This window comes from Pseudodesulfovibrio alkaliphilus, from assembly GCF_009729555.1.
GTDB classification, from domain to species: Bacteria; Desulfobacterota; Desulfovibrionia; order Desulfovibrionales; family Desulfovibrionaceae; genus Pseudodesulfovibrio; species Pseudodesulfovibrio alkaliphilus.
Window position 1 is genome coordinate 159,485 of record NZ_WODC01000007.1, and the last position, 18,987, is coordinate 178,471.

Genomic DNA, 18,987 nt, shown 5'->3' on the forward strand with positions numbered 1-18,987 from the left:
GCCCTGCTTCCCAAATGAAAAGGCCGGGGCAACCCCCGGCCGTCAGGCTAGAGTTCCTTGTCCACGAGGTCTTGGTAGGTTTCGCGTTTGCGGGCTACGGTGACTTTGTCGCCCTCCACCAGCAGCTCGCAGGCCCTGGGCCGGGAGTTGTAGTTGGAGGCCATGGTAAAACCGTAGGCCCCGGCGGAAAAGACGGCCAGCAGTTCTCCTTGCTCCACGGCGGGCAACACCCGCTCTCGGGCCAGGAAGTCGCCAGACTCGCAGATGGGGCCAACCACGTCAAAGGTCAGGGAATCGCGACCCATGGGCACGACCTCTTCAATGCGGTGGAAGGAGCCATAGAGACTGGGGCGCACCAGATCGTTCATGGCCGCATCCACGATCAGGAAATTCCTGGCCGGGCTTGACTTGGTGTAGACCACTTCGGTTACCAGAATGCCCGCATTACCCGCAATGACCCTGCCGGGTTCGAGGATGACCTTGAGGGGCACCCCGGCCAGCCGGTCCTTGAGGGCTTGGCCAAACTCGGTGGGGTGGGGCGGCTCCTCCTCGTCATAGGTGATGCCGAGCCCGCCTCCCAGATCGAGATACTGAATGTCGATCCCCATGCCCTTGAGCCTGTCATGGAAGTCGAGCAGTTTGTCCAGCGCCTCCATAAAGGGCGCGATGCTGGTCAACTGGGAGCCGATGTGGCAATCCATGCCCACGGGCTCGACGTTGGCCAGATCCGCGCACATGGCGTAGGCGGCGAGGGAATTTTCGATGTCCAGGCCGAATTTGTTCTTCTTCATGCCGGTGGATATGTACGGATGCGTCTTGGGGTCCACATCGGGATTGATGCGGAAGCTGACCCGAGCCACCTTGCCCATGCTGCCGGCCACTTCGTCGATCTTGATCAGTTCGGCCACGGACTCGACATTGAACATGAGAATCCCGGCCTCAAGGGCTTCGCCGATCTCCGAGGCACGCTTGCCCACACCGGAGTAAACGATCCTCTCCGGCGGCACTCCCGCCTTGAGGGCGCGATACAGTTCACCGCCGGAAACGATGTCCATGCCCGCGCCCAAACCGGCCAGGAGCTTGAGCACGGCGATATTGGAGTTGGCCTTGACCGAGTAGCAGGTCAGATGGTCCAGTCCGTCAAAGGCGGAGTCAAAGGCGTTGAAATGCCGGGTCAGGGTGGCCGCCGAATAAATATAGAGCGGCGTACCGTGCTGGCGAACAAGGTCCGGGACCGAGACATTCTCGGCATGAAGGACGCCGTCGCGGTACTCGAAATGGTGCATTCGGTATTTCTCCTTGAAAAATCTGAAAATTATTCTGTCGTGACAAATACTTCGGTATAGACCATGGGCAGGACGGAAAGATCGTTCTTGCCAGCCACTCGAAAACGGTAGCGCGTCTGGGGGTTAAGACCGCACAGACTCAATTTCAGGGTGGCCCCATGGAGCTCGAAGGCGTTCTGGTCGCGGGTGAAGTGTTCGGCCTTGCGGGGCACGAAGGGACACCCCTCGCAACCCTGGCCGTCCGAGTCGCCCACGGCCTCGTACTGGATGCTGGCCCGGTACAGGCGCTCAACGGAGCCGCCCACGGACAGGGTCAGCAACAAACAGGTGTCCGTCCGTTTGGCGGCCATGACCTCAAGGGTGAACACGTCCTCGGCCTTGACCGGCTGCGGCCATTCCTTGATGCCCAGCACGCACCCGGTCAAAACAGGCAGGGCCAGGAAAAACAGGGCGGCAAGGCGGTACGCTATGGCTCCTGTACGGATCATTCCTTGACCATCTCCTTCCAGCGGTTGAGAAGCATCAGGGCCTGGATGGGTGTCATGCCGTCCAGATCCAGGGCCGTCAGCTGGCTGACCACCGGATGCTCCGCCGCAGGGGCCTCGCTACGGGCATGGTCGCAAACAGAGTCGCCGCCGGGGACAAGCCCGGGCAACACGGTCTGCGAAACGCGCTCGACGGCTCCCTTCAAGTGATCATCCTGCGACTTTTCCTCGAGATTCGCAAGGATTTCCCTTGCCCGGTCCACCACGGGCCTCGGGACACCGGCCAGTCGGGCGACCTCGATGCCGTAGCTGCGATCGGCCGGGCCGGGCACGAGCCGACGCAGGAAAACGATGTCGCCTTTCCACTCCTTGACCGCAATATTGAGATTGCGCAAGCCCTCGACCCGCCCCTCCAGAGCCGTCAGTTCGTGATAGTGGGTGGCAAACAGGGTGCGGATACCGCCCCGGGCGCGGGTGGACAGCTCCTCGACCACGGCCCAGGCCAGGGAGAGGCCGTCATACGTACTTGTGCCCCGACCGATCTCATCAAGGATGACAAGACTGCGCTGGGTTGCCTGGCGCAAAATGCGGGCCGTCTCGGTCATCTCGACCATGAAGGTGGAGTGCCCCTGGGCCAGATTGTCCGATGCGCCCACCCTGGAGAACACGCGGTCCGCCAACCCCAGCCGCGCCCGCCGTGCGGGCACGAAGGAACCGATCTGGGCCATGATCATCAAAATGGCCACCTGCCGGAGGACAGTGGATTTGCCCGCCATGTTGGGGCCGGTGATCAGCAGGATGCGCTTGTCGCGGTCCATGCGCAGATCGTTTGGGATGTAGCTGGAGTGACCCATGGCGTCCTCCACCACAGGATGCCGCCCGGCCTCAATCTCGATGTCCAGGTCGTCATGGAGTTCAGGGCGGCTCCAGTCGTTGACCCGGGCGGCCTCGGCCAATCCCTGCCAGTAATCCAGGTTGGCCACGATGTCGGCCATGAACAAAAAACGGCTTCTGGAACGGGCAACACGCTCTCGCAGCTCCTGGAAGAGCCTGTATTCCAACGCCTTGCGCTCTTCCGAAGCAGAGATGATGCGCTCCTCCAGCTCCTTGAGATCCGGGGTGATGTAGCGCTCGCTGTTGACCAGGGTCTGGCGGCGGACAAAATGGTCCGGCACCTGCCCCTTGAAGGCCTTGGATATCTCGAAGTAGTAGCCGAAGACCTTGTTGAAACCGAGCTTGAGTTTGGGAATGGCGCTGGCCTCAAGCTCGCGGCGATGCAAGGCCGCAAGCCTGTCTTCTCCGTGCTCGTGCAGTTCGATGAGTTCGTCCAGCACCAGATCGAACCCCTTGCGGAAGAGGCCGCCATCGGTGATGACCGGGGGCGGGGAGTCCACAAAGGAGCTCTCGAGCAGTTCGGCCAAATCCGTCAGATCGTCCCACTTGCCCAGGAGCCGCTTCAGATCGGGCGGGGTCTCCGGCCCGCCTTGCTCCAGCAGGACACGGATTTTCGGCAGCATGGGCAGACTGCGGCGCAGGGCCACGAAGTCCTTGGGCATGGCCCGACCGAGAACGGCCCTGGTCGAGAGGCGTTCCAGATCGTACACTGAATCAAGGGCATGGCGCAATTCGCCGCGCATCTGGTCTCGGGAAAATAGAAAGTCCACGCAGTCCAGAGACTTCCCGATTGGCCCAAGCTCGCGCCAAGGCTGGCGCAAGCGGCTTTCAAGCAGGCGGCCGCCCATGGGTGTCATTGTCCTGTCCAGGACGCGCCAGAGGGTTCCTTTGCCCGGACGGCCATCAAGGCGCCGGAATATTTCCAGATTGCGCTCGGTTACTTCGTCCAGAAGCAAATGTCTGCCAAGGTTCACCGGCCTGAATTCGCCAAGATGGGTCAACGGGCATTTCTGGGTATGTTCAAGATAGGCGAGCAACGCCCCGCAGGCGCAGACCAGCTCCGGCTTGTCGCCCAGGTCGAGGCTGTCGAGCCCGGCAACACCCTGGATTTCCAAGAGACGCCGTGCCGATACCCCCGGATCAAAATAGGTAGTCGGGGCCACGCCCGTGACCTGCGACGCCAACTCGCTGAACTGGGGAGGCACCTTGCGTCCTTGGGGCAGGAGCAATTCGCGTGGATTGATCTTGACCACCCATTGCCACAGTTCGGGTTCGCGACGGCCGTGCAGCCCCGACCACTGGCCGGTGGAGAAATCAATCCAGGCGAAGCCGCCCGCGTTCCTGGCCGAGTCCCAGAACAAGGCGCCGAGGAAATTGTTGCCCTTGGCCCTGAGGTTGGAGTCATCAACCACGGTGCCGGGCGTAAGCACACGGGTGACGGCGCGTTTGACCAATCCCTTGGCCTCTCTGGGGTCTTCGATCTGATCGCAGATGGCGATACGAAACCCTTTGTCCAGCAACTGGGTCAGATAAGGCTCCACCGAATGATGCGGCACGCCGCACATGGGGATGGGATTGGTGTCCTTGGGATTACGGCTGGTGAGGGTGATCTGCACAGCCCGGGCCACGGTCTCTGCATCCTCGAAAAAAAGCTCGTAAAAATCTCCCATGCGGAAAAACAGCAGGCAACCAGGATTCTCCTCCTTGAAGCGGAGATACTGTTCCAGCATGGGGGTCAGCTTCTGTGTATCCACGAGATGATCTGTTTGGTTTTATTGCGAAAAGTCTTTACGAAAGCCGATGGAGTGCCAGCTGCGGCAGCGGGGGCAGTTGAAAAAGAGATGGTCGCGCTTCAGCCCGCAACGGCGGCAAAAGAATCGACGCACCTGATGGGCCCGGTCAATAAAAAAATTCAACTGTTCCCTGAAAAAGGGCGTCAAGGTCTGATCAGGCCGGGACAGTTCAAAGAGTTCAAGTCGGGCCAACCAGAAATCGGGTTGCATAACCAGGGTTTTTTCGAACCAGCTTCTGGCGCTCTCGGTCTCGCCGACGCGCAGCAAAAACACGCCTCCATAATAGAGCAGCAGCACATCCGGCTCCTGAGACTCGATCACCGGGATCACGGCCGTGACCAGTGCTCTGTCCGGGCAAACCCCGGCCCACTGCGAATCCTCGACAAGGGGCTTTTCCTTTGCCCTGGCCGCCTTGTCCAGGGCCTGGAGCAGCCCCTCAAGCAGGACGAAACGCAGGTCCGGGGCCACGTTGTCCAGTCCGTCGCGCAAGGTGTCTGCCACGCGACGCTCACTGCCAGCCCTATAGGCATGCACCATCTGCTCAAGCCACGCCTCCACCGCGCCGGGATAGGCGCGGATGGCATGACGGAGAGACCTTTGCGCCTGGGACTCCCTGCCTTCCTTGAAGTGATCCGAGGCCAATCGCACCAAATAGTGGGCCTGGGGCAGCGGCAGTCCCAATTGCCCAAAGCTGTCGGCAGCCAGTTCAAAGGTGCCGCGTTCGGCCGCCAGCCGGGCCATCTCGTGCTGAATCGAGACCGCATCGTGGCCCAGGGAGCGGGCCTCCTCAAAGGCCCTCTCAGCGCGATCCAAAAAACCGCCGCGTCGAAAATCACGGCCCAGTTCAAACAGGGCACGGGCTTTGAATTCGCGAGCCAGCCCCGGCCTGACGATAAGGCTGTTCCTGATCTGAATGGCGCGTTCGATTTCTCCTTGAGAGCGATAAAGGCTGCCCAGTGCGAGATAGATCTCCACGGCTTCGGGGTCGTTCTTGACGACCTGACTCAACTCTTCAATGGCTGCGCGGGTGTCCTGAACGAGGAAAGCCTCGCCGCCGGAAACATCTCGCGCCGCCGCGATTTTCTTGTGGAAATCCGAAGACTTCTTGCGATTAAACCAGTGCCAGGCCATGTGAATAACCGTCCAGTTAGTTGACCCCTTCGACCTTTTCCTCGGCGGAATAGGGGCGCACCTCGTTGATGGGCATGTTGCGCAGGGAGTTGAGCTCCTGCTCCAGGCTGGCCATACGCGTCTTGCACTCACGCAGCTTGGCCCCTGACCGGAACTTGTCGATGGCGAAATAGACCATGGTCAACAAGGCCCCGGCCACGAAGGCGGCCAGGATGAGCACACCAAAGGGGAGAGGAATGGAATGCAGGGTCATGGCGTAGGGAATATCCAGCTTCAGGGTCAGGGCCTGAAGGAGCACATCGTTGTTCTGGCTGAAGAAAAGGATGGAAAAAACGAAAAGAGCAAGCAAAAACAAAACCTTGACAAAGCGCATGCGACAACTCCTTACAATAAGATTGCGTCAAACAAAGGCCGAAGCCGGGCATAGGTTGAAGAGAGGTGTTCGGGGATGACCGTCGTTTCCCCGAACACGGCCATGAACGAAGCATCGCCGTTCCAGCGCGGAACGATTTGGAAATGCAGGTGTTGGGCGATGCCCGCACCGGCCGCCTCGCCCAGATTAAGCCCTATATTGATCCCCTGGGGGCGAAAGGCCTGCTGAAGCACCGAGGTGCAGTGGCGCAGCCAGAGCATGCAGTCGTTGGACTCTTCACTGCTCAGGTCGAGCAGGTTGCTGACATGACGGTAGGGGGTGACCATGAGGTGCCCGTTATTGTATGGGAACTTGTTCATGATCACAAAACAGTGCTCGCCACGGGCCAGGATGCACCGCTCCTCGTCTTGGCCGGTGTCCTCAGGAATGCAGAAAACGCATTCCTCAGGCTTGGGACCGAGTATGTAGTCAAGCCTCCACGGCGCCCACAACACTTCCATATTCTTTCTACTTTCCTTCAAATAATGATCTGACGACAGCCACGGCGTGTGCAGGGTCGCCAGCCCTCAGCACACCTTCCACTTCGGCCATGGCACCGATGGCCACGACGGGTTTGCCCGCTTTGCGGGCCAGAGCCACTTCCGAAAGAGTACCGAACCCGCCGCCAAGCGCTACGACAACATCGCCGTTGGCAATCACGAGCATGTTGCGCATCTGGCCGATACCCGTGACAATGGGAATCTCGACCCAGGGGTTGGCCGTGGAACGGTCGTCCGAGGGGAGGATGCCGATGGTCCGGCCACCCGCCTCGCGAGCGCCCCGGCACACACCCTCCATCACTCCGGCCAGCCCGCCGCAGACCACGACATAGCCGGCTCCTGCCAGCAGCCCGCCCAGTTCCACGGCGGCCGCATACAACTCGCGGCATTCACGGTCCTGTCCGCATCGGCCCGAGCCAACTACGGATACTTGCCTCATGCTCATGCCGGAGTACCTCCGAACCGTCACCAATGGCTTGATTTTTCTACACGCCTCGCGCCTTTTGGGCAAGCAGGAAACCGGAGTCGCCATGGAGGCTCCATTCCCTCTTCATAGCAGACCCGGACATTCCGGTCACGTCCCCTCGCACTGGGCTCCGCCACGACGCTGCATGGTCCGCCACAGCCTTTCGACCAGACGCAGCTGGTCTTCCCGCGAGGTGGCCCGGCCATCGATTTTGGCGTCCAGCACACGGGCGAGAATCGTGGTGTAGGCAGGGCCGGGCCGGATACCCAGCGTTTTGAGATCATCCCCGGTGACATCACTGGTTATGTCGCGCAACCTATTCAGGTATTGAGAGATATTACGACGAATGTGTTCCTTTTTACTGCGGGCCATGAGGAAGAGCACTCCCTCCAGCGGAATTGGCCTGAGAATGGCGCACAACCGGCTCAACCTGGAGCGGTCCTCGCGCCAACTCATGAGTTTCATGAGGGCTTCTCCTATCTGGTCGCGCAGAAGAATGAAATCGCGTTCCTCTCTGGCGGTGAGGCGCAACCTTGAGGTGATCTGGCCTATCTGATCGCGCTTGATGCCCATGGTCAGACCCAACAGATGGAGCTTCCAGGGCTCGGCCTCGGGCTTCTGGTAGAGGAGCTTGTACCAATTGTTGACCTTGACCAGTTCCATGAGCACCTGCATACGCTCGCCAGAAAGCTTGAGCAAAGGGTGGATGGCCTCAAGAATGCCCAGCTCCTGCATGCGGTTCAAGCAGGCCAGGGGATTCTCCTCGACCATGATCAGCTGCAATTCGTGCAGGATGCGTGTGCCCGAGAGCTTGCTGAAGAGATCAAGGCTTAAGGCATTCTTGATCAGGCGCAGGGTCTGGCCACCGATCTGGAAATCGAACCGTCGCTCAAAGCGGATGGCACGCAGGATGCGGGTCGGGTCTTCCACAAAGCTCAGGGAATGGAGGACACGGATGACCTTGTTCTTCATGTCCTGTTCCGCGCCGAAAAAGTCCACCAGCTGTCCGAAACGGCCCGGATTGATGCGCAGGGCCAGGGCATTGATGGTGAAATCGCGCCTGTACAGGTCCATTTTTATGGACGAGAGCTCCACCGTGGGCATGGCCGCCGGGTATTCATAGTATTCGAGCCGGGCAGTTGCCACATCCACACGCTGGCCGTCGGCCAGGATGACGACCGCGGTCTTGAACTTGACGTGGGCCTTGATCCTGCCGCCTAACAGATCGGCCATCCGCCGGGCATAGGCGATGGCATCGCCCTCCACCACGAGGTCGAGATCAGAGTTGGGACGCCCCAGGAGAATATCGCGCACGAATCCGCCCACGGCATATATCTCCCACCCCATATCCCGTCCCAGTTCGCCCGCCGTCTTGAGCAGGGCCAACATCTTCTTGGGCAACCGATTGCCGACCATAGGACCGATATTGCGCTCTCTGCGACGCTCGGGCAGCAGTGAATCCGGAATCCGGGCCGGTTCGTCGATGAGCATGTTCATGAGGTCTGTCCTGGTGATCACCCCGATCAATGTCTCGCCCTCGAGCACAGGCAGCATTCGCTGGCGTCTGCCGAGGATGATCTCCATGACACGGTACAGGTCGGCGCCCGCAGGCACGGTTTCGAACTTGCGGCTCATGTATTCGCTTAGGCCGAGCCGACCCAAACCATGGGAGAGGGCTTTATCCACCGTATGGTGAGATACGATGCCGACACATCGCATGGCGGCGTCCACCACAGGCACATCCTTGAGGCCGTAACGGGTCATCAGTTCCACGGCGTCGGCGATGGCCTTGTCGTCCTCGATAACCACGGGAGGGCGCGACATGAGACTTTCCACCACGATCTGAGGATTGATCTGGGAGTAGAGGAGGGCGAAGAGGTCGTCGCGCACCTCGGCGAGAGTCTTATCCTTAACCGTGGCCGAGGCGGCGGCGGCATGCCCCCCGCCGCCAAAGGAGGTGCATATCTGACCGACGCTGACATCCGGGTGCTTTGAGCGAGCCACGACATGGATGCGATCGCCCATGCGGCCGAGGGCAAAGACCACTTTGAGATTTTCCATGTCAATGAGCTTGTGAACCAACAAGGCGAAATCGGGCACGAACCTGTCTGTGGACAATTCGGTGATGACCACGTCCACACCGTGGATGTCGTGGGTGGTCGCGTTCTGGAGCAGCTCGCCAAGATGCGTCACCTGCTCGGCTGACAGTTCGCTCGAAAGCAGGTCAGTGATGACCTCGATGTCCATGCCCTGACCCTTGAGCCAGCCAGCGGCCTCGAAATCGTGCGGGGTGGTGGTGTTGAAACCGAAGGAGCCGGTGTCCTCGTAGATACCAAGGCCGAGGAGGGTGGCCTCCTCTCCGGTCAGGACGACGCTGCGTCTGCGCATCTCGTCCACGATGATGGCCGTGGTCGAACCCCAGTCCCGAACCACGCTCAGTTCGGCCGCAAGGTCGTCGTCAGTGTCCGGGTGATGGTCGTAGAGGTGGATGCGCAACCCCGGCCTGTCAAGGAGGGGGCGCACCTGGGGGATGCGCGAGCGTTGGCGCGTGTCCACCACCACCAGAAGCTCCACGGCATCAGGGTCGATGTCCTTGAACGCCTTGAAATTAAAAAGATAGGTGGTGCTTTGGATAAAGAAGTTACGCAGGCTTTTCTCCTGGCTGCCGGGAAAGATGAGCACCGCGCCAGGGTAGAGCTTGCTGGCCGCGACCATGGCGGCCAGAGCGTCGAAGTCCGCGTTGGCATGGGCCGTGATCACGGTCTTGGCGCGTATTTTGTCTTTTGCATTCATGGCCTTGCTCGTTTTTTCGATCACATGGAAGATCGCGGATGGAACTGCTGATGGATGGATTTGAGCCGACCAGCTTGGATATGGGTATAGATTTCCGTGGCAGTAATGTCCGAGTGGCCGAGGAGCAGTTGCACGGTGCGCAGATCGGCCCCGCCTTCAAGCAGATGGGTAGCAAAGGAATGACGGAAGGTGTGGGGCGAGATGCTTCGCCGGATACCCGCCTTGGCCGAGTAAGCCTTGATCAGCTTCCACACCCCCTGGCGCGTCAGCCCTTTGCCCGAGCGATTGAGAAACATGAAATCCGATGTCGGGCGAAAGGAGGGGCGTGTGGCGGACAGATACCGCCCTAGCACCTCCTGGGCCGTGTAATGGATAGGAACCAGCCGCTCCTTTGCCCCTTTGCCGAAGACACGGAGCAAACCTGTCTGGGCGTCGTAATCGAGAACCCGCATGCCGATCAGCTCAGAGACACGCAAGCCAGCGGCATAGAGCAATTCCAGCATGGCCCGGTCACGCATGCCAAGCGGCGTGAGGGTGTCAGGCAGGGCGATGATACGCGACACTTCCTCACGACTTAGAAATTCAGGAAGCTTTTTCGGAAGCTTAGGATTCTCAAGCAGGTGCCCGGGGTCCTCTCTGTACCATCGTTGATCCAAGGCGAAAGCAAAAAAGCCGCGCAACGACGACAGATGCCGGGCCAGAGACCGGCTCTGCAATCCCCGAGCGCGAAGATGAGTCAGGTAAAGAAACAAGGTGCGTTCGGTCAGGTCTTCGAGGCGGAACGACTTGTCTTTCAGGAAGCCGAGCAGGGAAGCGAGGTCGGCCGAATAGCCGGACAGGCTGTTTTCGGACAAGCCCTTTTCTATGAGGACATGTTCGAGATACCTGTCCACCCACGGATGTACGGTGAGGGCGTTGCCCCCGGATTTCGTTTCGCTGACCATGATCACGACACAATCATTGCAAGTTGCTGCAATACAGAATCTAATCAACACCGAACATCCCGGAAGATCACCTCGGGGCAATTGCGGGAGCCATGCCTACACCCGATAGCTATCAAGGGGCGGCACAAAGAGCAATGGTTCACATTGACAGGGTGTCACCACCCAATTATGAAAGACACTTCTTAGTTCAGACCGCAAGGAGAATGCACCACATGTCAGATTTCCCCCTCGCCGATCGGCTTTCGACCCTGCCCCCGTATCTTTTCGCTGCCATCGACAAGGCCAAGGCCCAGGTGGCCGCCAAGGGCATGGATATCATCAGCCTGGGCATCGGCGACCCCGACCTGCCAACCCCTGATTTCATCATTGAGGCGCTATGTCGGAGCGCCAGAAATCCCAGAAATCACCAATATCCATCCTATGTGGGCATGAATACCTACCGCCAGGCCGTTGCCGACTGGTACAAACAGCGCTTTGACGTGGATCTGGACCCGGACACCGAGGTGGTCAGCCTCATCGGCTCCAAAGAGGGCATAGCCCACTTCCCGCTGGCCTTCATCAATCCCGGGGATCTGGCCCTGGTGGCCACGCCCAACTATCCGGTCTACGGCATCGCCACCAACTTTGCCGGCGGAGAGGTGGAGTATCTGCCCCTGCTTGAGGAAAACGACTTCCTCGTCGATCTCGACGCCGTGAGCGATGCGACCTGGGCCAAGGCCAAGATGATATTCGTTTGCTACCCCAACAACCCGACCGCGGCCACTGCCACCCGGACATTCTACGAGCGGCTCATACAGAAGGCCAAAGAGTTCGACGTGATTGTCGTCTCCGATGCGGCATACACCGAAATTTATTACAATCCTGAAGACAAGCCCCTGTCCATCCTTGAGTGCAAGGATGCCAAGGACGTGTGCATCGAGTTCCACTCCCTCTCTAAAACGTATAACATGACCGGGTGGCGCATCGGCATGGCCGTGGGCAACCCCAGCCTCGTGGCGGGCCTTGGCAAGATCAAGGAGAACTGCGATTCCGGTATCTTCCAGGCCGTTCAAGAGGCTGGTATCGCCGCCCTCAGGGACGGGGAGCCTTTTGCCGAGCAGTTTCGAGCCATCTACAAGGAACGGCGTGACGTGGTCAGCGCTGCATTGACCAAGGCAGGCATCAAACACCGTCTTCCCGATGCCTCCTTCTACATGTGGTGCAACACTCCTGACGGCTTCAAGTCTTCGGAATTCGTAACCAATGTTCTCATGCAGACTGGCGTGGTCCTGACTCCGGGCAATGGTTTCGGCACCCCGGGCGAAGGATATTTCCGCATCTCATTGACCGTAACCAACGAAAAACTCGAGGAGGCGGTATCCAGAATATCGAAACTGTAATCTGCTACGTCAGCCTTGGTTCCAACGAGGGCAACCCCGAGGAAAATCTTAACGAGGCTCTGGCGCGGCTTGAGACTTATGGCGACGAGATTTCGCTCAAGGCCATGTCTGGCGTCTACCTGACCGAGCCGCAAGGCCCGGTCAAGGATCAACCTTGGTTTGCCAACCAGGTGATCAAACTTGAGATCGACGCGGAAATATGGGCTGCGGCAGGCTTCCTGTCCACCTGTACGGCCATCGAAGCGCAGCTTGGCCGAACCCGGCAGATTCCCGGCGGCCCGAGGTCCCTTGACATGGACATCATCGCCTGGGGCGATACGGTCATGAGCACGGATTTTCTGACCCTGCCGCATCCAAAGGCCCGGAAGAGGGCATTTGTACTCGTCCCCCTCAAAGAAATTGCGCCAGACTACGTCTTCCCGGACGGGACCACCGTGGATGAAGCCCTTTCCGCCATCAGCTATCGGCAGGAAGGGTTCAAAATATGGCAGACCCCTGAGTAAGCCGCGGAGCGTCAGCATGTGGAAATTTATCATTATAGGCGTTGCCCTGTTTCTTATCTACAAGCTCTTCACTGGCGACAAGAAGAAGCAGGAGATGGAAAACAAGGAATCCATCAAGCAGAAGGTCGCGGCAGGAGAGATGGTCAAGGACCCTGTCTGCGGCACCTATGTAGATAAAGACGGCGACATACGCGTCAGGGAAGGGGAGAAGGTACGGGTGTTCTGCTCCTACGAGTGCCGCGACCGCTATCTCAAACAGATCAACGCCATCACCGTGGAACCACAGACGCCCGAGGACGAAAAGTGATCAGCCGTTTATCAGACGGCAACCCATAAATAACAACATCCGCCGCAAAAGGGTGGAATCCCCAACAGTATAGGCAGTCACAAGGGGGCCGACGCAGTTAGCGTCGGCCCCCTTTTTTACGTACCAACTAGCCAAAACCAGTATCGCTATATGCGGTCTGAACGAACCAAAACCATACGGACAAAGAAGACATCGGCCAGCAACTCCGGAACTGGGCCTGCAGCCCAACCAAACATGACATGAAATATGGGCTTGGCGAAATGTAGCCGCAAACGGCCTCCAAACGATCCAAGACGGCCAGACGAGGCCTCACCATCCAAATCAGGTGAAAAATCCCTTGGATTGGATTTTTAGGCAACACATCTCTCTGGAGATCTGTGGGAACCATAAGAAGAGTGACACAAATCAACACCGCCAGAGTTAAAGTCACTAAAAACCGATCTGTTTCAGCCACATACAGCATTGTCTCATAATGTAAATTATGTAAACTTTTAAAAAAGGCTGGTGAATCGACACGGCAAATACCCTACCGCCAGTCGTTGCCGAGGTTTGAGCTTGTGTGATTCCTGTTGCGCAAACAATGCACTTTCCTTCAATCTATCATGGTCCGGCAAGACAGATGAGAATGCGGCCCATGAGTGGAATCCCTTTCGCAATCGTCGCCACAGGGACCGACCATTCCTACGGGCGTTCACACGGGCCCATTGAGAGTTTTTTCAGTCCCTGCTAAGGGGATTCATTCCAAAACCATCAAAAAGCCGCCCTGCGGCATGTGAGAGCCATGAAACGATTTGCGATCATTGTTGCGGTCTTCGTCTTTAGTCTTCAGGGGATGATGACACCCTGTTTTGGACAGTCCTCCGCTTCCGGCTCTTTTGAAGGCTGGCTTGAACGCTATGGGGCCTGGGACCGGCTTGAACGCGAGTACGCCACGGAATCCGACGACTCGCCGGAGGTGATTCTCAAACGGGCCGAGGTTTACCTGAACCTCAACACCCCGTCCAAGACCCTGGAGATCATCGAAATGACGCCAGCCTTTGCCAGCAACGCAACAGAGTCCGACCGGCTCTGGCTGGGCGGTCGGGCGCACCGGGCCATGGGCGATCTGACAAAGGCCGTGCTCTGGTTCAGCCAGTCCGCCGCCATCGCTCCCGACAAGGGAGCGTCCACCCGTCGCTTCAAGACGGAACCAGGACTGGAGAGCGTCTGGATGGATGTCTGGCTCAAGCGATTCTGGACTTATCGGGCCAACTTCACCCTCGCCAGAGATGCCCAGCGTGATACCCTGCGCCGGATTCAGGAAATAGGCAGCGAGGTCTGGGGCGGCAGCTACTGGACATCTGCAGCCGCAGCCCTGAGCGCCAGCGATCAGCCCGGGCTTTCCGCCCCTGACACCGGAGCGGACACACCTAACGCGCAACCCGTGGTCAGCACTGCGGATACCGACGCCGTTGCCACGGCCCTTGCCCTGGCATCATTGGAAAAATTCGACGATGCCCGGGTCGCTGTGGCGACAGTGTCGCGCGACGAGGTCCGGGCCTTTTGGCGCATGCTCATCGATTTTCTCGAATCGGGCGATCTTCCGTCCGACATAGCTTTGTTCGATGAGAGCAACTCCCTCAAGGCCCGCGCCTTCTGGGAAGGCAATATGCTCGCCCATTTCTCGGTTTCCCGCTCCGGCTGGCTGCTGGGCAACCCCGAGTCCGGGCCGTGGACCTCTTTTCGCAACAACATCCTGTCCATGCCCTTGCCTGAAGCCAATCAGGCCATCGAAAACGAGCTTGGATCCCTGCTCATCTCCGAGCAGACAGCCACCTTGCTCTCCAGCTTCAAGTTCGCCTTGGCGCTGGCAAGCGGCGATTTCCTTTCTTCCGCAACCTCCTGGAACAAAACGAATAAGCAAAGGCTCCCCCTGGCCTTACAGCTGGCAGGGGCCTTGCGCTTCAAGGAAAGCTTGAACAATCTCCTGCCCGACAATCAGGCCGAGGCCCTCAACCTGCACCCCATCCTCTCGGCCCTGTGCAGCGCTGGCGGGTACGATATCGCCAGCGACGAGGCCCCCTTCTGGGTTTCTGCGCCCAAGGACAGGATCAAGACCTTGTCGCAGCGCTGGCCCATGGACAAGTTGCTGCTCCTGGCGAGCTGGCAGCAGGAATTCACGCGCTCCCCTTCCGCCGAATTGGCCAGACGCTCGGCCTACCTCTTTGACGATACCGCCTTTGGCATCGAGAGCACCCTATATCTGGCCGATCAGTCTGTACGGGCCAACCAGCTCCAACTGGGGGCGTTCTACCTGAACACCCTGAAGCCGGCCGCCCTGCCCCCGATCCAGCGGATGCAGTGGTACGATGTCCGGCTGCGGCTGGAACTCGAATCCGGCCGCGAAGATGCGGCCCTTGAAACCTTCCGCCAGATGAGCGCCTCTGGCGGCCCGGTGCCGGTCATGACCCGGCTGCGCATGGCCCTGCTCTATCAGCAGAAACGCGACTTCGAGACCGCCCGCGAGCATCTGCTCAAGCTGTGGGATACTCCCGGCCTGACCACCACCCTTCAGGCCGAGACCCTGTTTTGGCTCGGCGAAGGCGAACAGGCCATGCGCAACACCGAAAAGGCGCTGGACTATTACCTGCGTCTCGCCTGGCAGTATCCCCAGGAAAACATCTGGGCGCTGACGGCCATGTACCGGGCCTCGCTCATCTACGAGCGACAGGGCAACTACGACACGGCCAAGCGGCTGCTGACCACGGTGGTCAGCCGAGCCGACCGCAAGGAACAGCGCGAGGCAGCCAAGGCCCGCATCGACGCCATAGACAAGAAAATGGGCCAGACCAAGACCACGGACACGCTGGTCTACCCCTTCTAGCCCGCCCTCCCCTCCATCCACGCAAGAAGGCCCGCCCGGCGAATTGCCGGGCTGGCCTTGATCTTTGCGGGTCGGGACAACCGGCAGCCATGAATGGCGAACAGTCTTGCGTCGATGCCTTTGCGCGCTATGGTTGATGTCCCGTTCATTGAAGAACTCTGCGCTGCGTCACTGGCCGCCCCAAAAGAGGAAGGGTTGCAGCTTGTTGGCTGCAACCCTTTTGAGTTCGTGGTGCCGAGGGGGGGATTCGAACCCCCACGGAATTTCTTCCACTGCCCCCTCAAGACAGCGTGTCTACCAATTCCACCACCTCGGCTTTATGCTTTGAGCTATTCGCTCTTGGCTTCGTCGCCGGTGTCCATGAATTTCACGGACGGCTTCTGCTGGTCGGCCGGAACAATCGGCTGGACCACTCCCTCGCCCCGGAGCATGATGGAGTCGCGATCGGACACCTTATTGCCGGTGAGGACGTTGTAGGTCATAGAGGTGATCAGGAAAACCGTGGCCAAGCCTGCCGTGACCTTGACGAGAACACCCCCTGCGCCGCTGCTGCCGAACATGGTGCTGCTGCCGCCGCCGAAGATGACGCCCATCCCCTCGTGACCGGACTGAAGCATTACTGCGCCGATCAGAAAGATGCAAGCTAAAACATGTATGACAATGACTAAAGTTTCCACAATCTTACCTTTGTATCACTCGTTGCGAGGCAGCCGCCTCATCAGGCCAGAACGATCTGCGAAAAGCTTTCACCCTGCAAGCTCGCGCCTCCTACCAAGACACCGTCGACATTGTCAAGCGCAATAATTTCCGCGCAGTTGGAAGGTTTGACGCTGCCACCATACAATATTCTGATTTCATTAGCATTATCTCCAAACATAGCCACCATGGTTTTTCGGACAAAGGCATGGGCCTCCAGGATTTCCCGGGGGCCTGCCACCTCGCCGGTGCCGATGGCCCAAACAGGCTCATAGGCCACGCACAGCCGTTCGGGGTCTATGTCGTTCGGCACGTCCGCAAGGCCAAGGCGAAGCTGGCGCTCAAGCACCTCCTCCACCCGCCCGGCCCGACGCTCCTCAATGAGTTCGCCTATGCACAAAATGACGCTCAGGCCCGAGGCAAGGCCGAATGCAGTCTTTTTGCCGACCAGTTCATCTCCCTCGCCGATGACGTGGCGACGCTCGGAATGCCCTGTCAGACCAAAGTGTGCCCCCTGGTCGAGCAGCATGCCCGGCGCGATCTCGCCGGTAAAAGCGCCCTCTTCCCGAAAGTAGAAATCCTGGCCGCCGACAAAGAACCCGGGAACCCCGGAAAAGACCTCGGACACGACCCCAAGGCTCGTGAAAGGCGGGCAGACAAGCACCTCGCGATCCTCGGGCAGCGAAGAAGCGGCAAGTTTCAGCAACTCCTCGGCAGTTGCCTTGGCCTCCTCGCGGGTCTTATACATCTTCCAATTGGCAGCCATCAATTTCTTCATTTCTTCATGCACTCCTTCAAGGCTTGGATCGCGGGAAGATCCTTGCCTTCCAAAAACTGGAGGAAGGAGCCGCCGCCTGTGGATATGAAGCTGAATTTGCCGGGAACTCCCTGCATGTGGACCACGGCGTCGGTGTCGCCGCCGCCCACGATGGTCAGGGCGTCGTCAAGATCGGCGATGGCGCGACAGACGGCCATGGAACCCTCGGCAAAGGCAGGTGTCTCGAAGAGGCCCATGGGACCGTTCCAGACCACGGTTCGCGCCTTGGCGAGAACCTTCTTGAAGTTATTGATCGTTTCCGGCCCGATGTCCAGCACCAGGGAATGATCGGGGATGGCCGTGGCTGGACAGACGCCCTCGGCCTCGGTGGCGGTGTGTGTGGCCGCGTATTTGAAATCCACGGGCAAGTGCAGAGTGGTCCCAAGGTTCCTGGCCCGCTCCATGATGGAGAGAGCGTCGGGCACGAGATCCGGCTCCACCAGGGACTTGCCTACCCCATGGCCCTTGGCCAGCAAAAAGGTGTTGGCCATGGCCCCGCCGACGATGATGTCGTCCACCTTGCCCAGGAGATTGTTGAGAATGCCGAGCTTGGTGGAAATTTTCGCCCCGCCGGAAACACAGACATAGGGGCGGTTCGGGTTGATCAGCACGTTGTCGAGATATTCGAGTTCCCGCTTGATCAGAAAACCCGCGCAGCAGATGGGCGAATACTTTGGCACATCCACCACCGAGGCGTTGGCGCGATGGGCCACGCCAAAGGCGTCGTTGACATAAACATCGGCCATGGCGGCGAGTTGCTTGCCGAAATCGCCCCGCTCCTCTTCGGTCTTGCCTATCTCCTCGGGATAGAAGCGGAGGTTTTCGAGCATCATGACCTGTCCGGGCAGGAGGGCCGCGGCCATGGCCCGGGTCTCCTCGCCAACGCAATCGGGCGCCAGCTCCACAGGAACTCCCAGCAGTTCGGCGGTTCGACGGGCCACCGGCGCAAGCGAAAGCTCGGGCACGACCTTGCCCTTGGGTTTGCCCAAGTGGGCGCACAGGATGATGGCCGCCCCCTGCTCCAGAGCGTATTGCAGCGTGGGCATTGCCGCGACCATGCGGATGTCATCGGTAATGACTCCGTCATCCAGGGGAACATTGAAATCAACCCGATACAACAGCTTCCTGCCAGCGATGTCAATCTGGTCAATAAACTTCATTTCATTACCTTTACTGATTTTTTTGGTCATAATCCCGCCTTATTTCATGCCTGAACAACAGGGCGTCGTCCCCGGTGTCGGGATAATAGCGTTTCCTGACCCCTATCTGTTCATAACCGAACTTCAGATATAAATCGATAGCCGCAACATTGGACGCCTTGACATCCAAAAAGCTTTTGGCGACCCCCTTCTTGGCGCAGACTTCAAGAGCCCTGGCCAACAGGGCAGCACCGATGCCGCAACGACGATGCTCCGGGTGCACAGCGAGGTTGAGAATCTCCATCTCATCCTCCACCAGGGAAAAGGCGATATACCCGGCCAGACGCCCGCCCTGGCGCATCCCGAGGACACGATACACACCACGCTCAAGCCCCATGGCGAACTGCTCCCGCGTCCAGTGATAAGCAAAGCACAGCCGCTCAAGACGCATCAGCTCGTCCATATCGCTCTCGCCCAATGCCACCACCCTTTCCACCATGCGCCTCATCCCCCTCTTTCAACCGGCCTTCCACTCTGGATAACCAGGGCTGATACGTGTATGCTCGTCTTATACCAGCC

Annotated in this window: 17 protein-coding genes and 1 tRNA gene; 4 read left to right on the forward strand and 14 right to left on the reverse strand. The window is 59.1% G+C overall.

Annotation, left to right across the window (positions count from 1 at the left end):
* Positions 1-47 precede the first annotated feature (47 nt).
* The 9 genes from lysA to xerD form a co-directional block, all read right to left on the reverse strand.
* Complete coding sequence (gene lysA, locus GKC30_RS11460) at positions 48-1,286, reverse strand: diaminopimelate decarboxylase (RefSeq protein ID WP_155934873.1); 1,239 nt, start codon at positions 1,284-1,286, stop codon at positions 48-50.
* 29 nt (positions 1,287-1,315) lie between these two features.
* Entirely contained in the window at positions 1,316-1,774 is a 459-nt protein-coding gene (locus GKC30_RS11465) for a hypothetical protein (protein WP_155934874.1), read from the reverse strand.
* Positions 1,771-4,395, reverse strand: a complete 2,625-nt coding sequence (gene mutS / locus GKC30_RS11470) for a DNA mismatch repair protein MutS (RefSeq protein ID WP_155934918.1) — start codon at positions 4,393-4,395, stop codon at positions 1,771-1,773. The genes GKC30_RS11465 and mutS overlap by 4 nt, the downstream gene beginning before the upstream one ends.
* Positions 4,396-4,437: 42 nt before the next feature.
* A complete protein-coding gene (locus tag GKC30_RS11475; RefSeq protein ID WP_155934875.1) occupies positions 4,438-5,589 on the reverse strand; it encodes a tetratricopeptide repeat protein in 1,152 nt (383 codons plus the stop codon).
* A gap of 16 nt (positions 5,590-5,605) precedes the next feature.
* The gene (locus GKC30_RS11480; protein ID WP_155934876.1) at positions 5,606-5,962 is read right to left on the reverse strand and encodes a lipopolysaccharide assembly protein LapA domain-containing protein; all 357 of its coding nucleotides are present in this window, start codon (positions 5,960-5,962) and stop codon (positions 5,606-5,608) included.
* A gap of 11 nt (positions 5,963-5,973) precedes the next feature.
* Positions 5,974-6,462 (reverse strand): HIT family protein, encoded by a 489-nt coding sequence (locus GKC30_RS11485; RefSeq protein ID WP_155934877.1) that lies wholly within the window; start codon positions 6,460-6,462, stop codon positions 5,974-5,976.
* Between the two features lie 7 nt (positions 6,463-6,469).
* Entirely contained in the window at positions 6,470-6,946 is a 477-nt protein-coding gene (locus GKC30_RS11490) for a TIGR00725 family protein (RefSeq protein WP_155934878.1), read from the reverse strand.
* A gap of 129 nt (positions 6,947-7,075) precedes the next feature.
* Positions 7,076-9,760, reverse strand: a complete 2,685-nt coding sequence (locus tag GKC30_RS11495; protein ID WP_155934879.1) for a CBS domain-containing protein — start codon at positions 9,758-9,760, stop codon at positions 7,076-7,078.
* Positions 9,761-9,780: 20 nt separating this feature from the next.
* Positions 9,781-10,704: a site-specific tyrosine recombinase XerD gene (gene xerD / locus GKC30_RS11500; RefSeq protein ID WP_155934880.1), complete on the reverse strand. Its 924-nt coding sequence runs from the start codon at positions 10,702-10,704 to the stop codon at positions 9,781-9,783.
* A gap of 212 nt (positions 10,705-10,916) precedes the next feature.
* Between xerD and GKC30_RS11505 the strand changes: the two genes are divergently transcribed.
* The 4 genes from GKC30_RS11505 to GKC30_RS11520 all read left to right on the forward strand — a co-directional run bounded on the left by GKC30_RS11505 (position 10,917) and on the right by GKC30_RS11520 (position 15,756).
* On the forward strand, positions 10,917-12,083 hold the full coding sequence (locus tag GKC30_RS11505; protein ID WP_155934881.1) for an LL-diaminopimelate aminotransferase: 1,167 nt from the start codon (positions 10,917-10,919) through the stop codon (positions 12,081-12,083).
* A complete protein-coding gene (gene folK, locus GKC30_RS11510; protein WP_367614109.1) occupies positions 12,083-12,586 on the forward strand; it encodes a 2-amino-4-hydroxy-6-hydroxymethyldihydropteridine diphosphokinase in 504 nt (167 codons plus the stop codon). Before GKC30_RS11505 ends, folK begins: the two co-directional genes overlap by 1 nt.
* A 16-nt stretch (positions 12,587-12,602) precedes the next feature.
* Complete coding sequence (locus tag GKC30_RS11515) at positions 12,603-12,893, forward strand: transcriptional regulator (protein ID WP_155934882.1); 291 nt, start codon at positions 12,603-12,605, stop codon at positions 12,891-12,893.
* A gap of 781 nt (positions 12,894-13,674) precedes the next feature.
* Positions 13,675-15,756, forward strand: a complete 2,082-nt coding sequence (locus GKC30_RS11520) for a tetratricopeptide repeat protein (RefSeq protein WP_155934883.1) — start codon at positions 13,675-13,677, stop codon at positions 15,754-15,756.
* Between the two features lie 229 nt (positions 15,757-15,985).
* Here GKC30_RS11520 and GKC30_RS11525 read toward each other — a convergent pair.
* The 5 genes from GKC30_RS11525 to rimI form a co-directional block, all read right to left on the reverse strand.
* A tRNA-Leu gene (locus GKC30_RS11525) sits at positions 15,986-16,072 on the reverse strand.
* Positions 16,073-16,085: 13 nt separating this feature from the next.
* The gene (secG, locus tag GKC30_RS11530; protein ID WP_367614105.1) at positions 16,086-16,433 is read right to left on the reverse strand and encodes a preprotein translocase subunit SecG; all 348 of its coding nucleotides are present in this window, start codon (positions 16,431-16,433) and stop codon (positions 16,086-16,088) included.
* A 41-nt stretch (positions 16,434-16,474) separates the two neighbouring features.
* Positions 16,475-17,230, reverse strand: a complete 756-nt coding sequence (tpiA, locus tag GKC30_RS11535) for a triose-phosphate isomerase (RefSeq protein WP_155934884.1) — start codon at positions 17,228-17,230, stop codon at positions 16,475-16,477.
* A complete protein-coding gene (locus tag GKC30_RS11540) occupies positions 17,227-18,429 on the reverse strand; it encodes a phosphoglycerate kinase (protein ID WP_155934885.1) in 1,203 nt (400 codons plus the stop codon). The genes tpiA and GKC30_RS11540 overlap by 4 nt, the downstream gene beginning before the upstream one ends.
* Before the next feature lie 10 nt (positions 18,430-18,439).
* Positions 18,440-18,907 (reverse strand): ribosomal protein S18-alanine N-acetyltransferase, encoded by a 468-nt coding sequence (gene rimI, locus GKC30_RS11545; RefSeq protein ID WP_155934886.1) that lies wholly within the window; start codon positions 18,905-18,907, stop codon positions 18,440-18,442.
* Between the last annotated feature and the right edge of the window lie 80 nt (positions 18,908-18,987).

What these genes read in the sequence shown, in the direction of transcription:
- lysA (WP_155934873.1), bottom strand. Translation starts at nt 1,286, where the DNA reads ATGCACCATTTCGAGTACCGCGACGGCGTCCTTCATGCCGAGAATGTC.
- GKC30_RS11465 (WP_155934874.1), bottom strand. Translation starts at nt 1,774, where the DNA reads ATGATCCGTACAGGAGCCATAGCGTACCGCCTTGCCGCCCTGTTTTTC.
- mutS (WP_155934918.1), bottom strand. Translation starts at nt 4,395, where the DNA reads ATGCTGGAACAGTATCTCCGCTTCAAGGAGGAGAATCCTGGTTGCCTG.
- GKC30_RS11475 (WP_155934875.1), bottom strand. Translation starts at nt 5,589, where the DNA reads ATGGCCTGGCACTGGTTTAATCGCAAGAAGTCTTCGGATTTCCACAAG.
- GKC30_RS11480 (WP_155934876.1), bottom strand. Translation starts at nt 5,962, where the DNA reads ATGCGCTTTGTCAAGGTTTTGTTTTTGCTTGCTCTTTTCGTTTTTTCC.
- GKC30_RS11485 (WP_155934877.1), bottom strand. Translation starts at nt 6,462, where the DNA reads ATGGAAGTGTTGTGGGCGCCGTGGAGGCTTGACTACATACTCGGTCCC.
- GKC30_RS11490 (WP_155934878.1), bottom strand. Translation starts at nt 6,946, where the DNA reads ATGAGCATGAGGCAAGTATCCGTAGTTGGCTCGGGCCGATGCGGACAG.
- GKC30_RS11495 (WP_155934879.1), bottom strand. Translation starts at nt 9,760, where the DNA reads ATGAATGCAAAAGACAAAATACGCGCCAAGACCGTGATCACGGCCCAT.
- xerD (WP_155934880.1), bottom strand. Translation starts at nt 10,704, where the DNA reads ATGGTCAGCGAAACGAAATCCGGGGGCAACGCCCTCACCGTACATCCG.
- GKC30_RS11505 (WP_155934881.1), top strand. Translation starts at nt 10,917, where the DNA reads ATGTCAGATTTCCCCCTCGCCGATCGGCTTTCGACCCTGCCCCCGTAT.
- GKC30_RS11515 (WP_155934882.1), top strand. Translation starts at nt 12,603, where the DNA reads ATGTGGAAATTTATCATTATAGGCGTTGCCCTGTTTCTTATCTACAAG.
- GKC30_RS11520 (WP_155934883.1), top strand. Translation starts at nt 13,675, where the DNA reads ATGAAACGATTTGCGATCATTGTTGCGGTCTTCGTCTTTAGTCTTCAG.
- tpiA (WP_155934884.1), bottom strand. Translation starts at nt 17,230, where the DNA reads ATGAAGAAATTGATGGCTGCCAATTGGAAGATGTATAAGACCCGCGAG.
- GKC30_RS11540 (WP_155934885.1), bottom strand. Translation starts at nt 18,429, where the DNA reads ATGAAGTTTATTGACCAGATTGACATCGCTGGCAGGAAGCTGTTGTAT.
- rimI (WP_155934886.1), bottom strand. Translation starts at nt 18,907, where the DNA reads ATGGTGGAAAGGGTGGTGGCATTGGGCGAGAGCGATATGGACGAGCTG.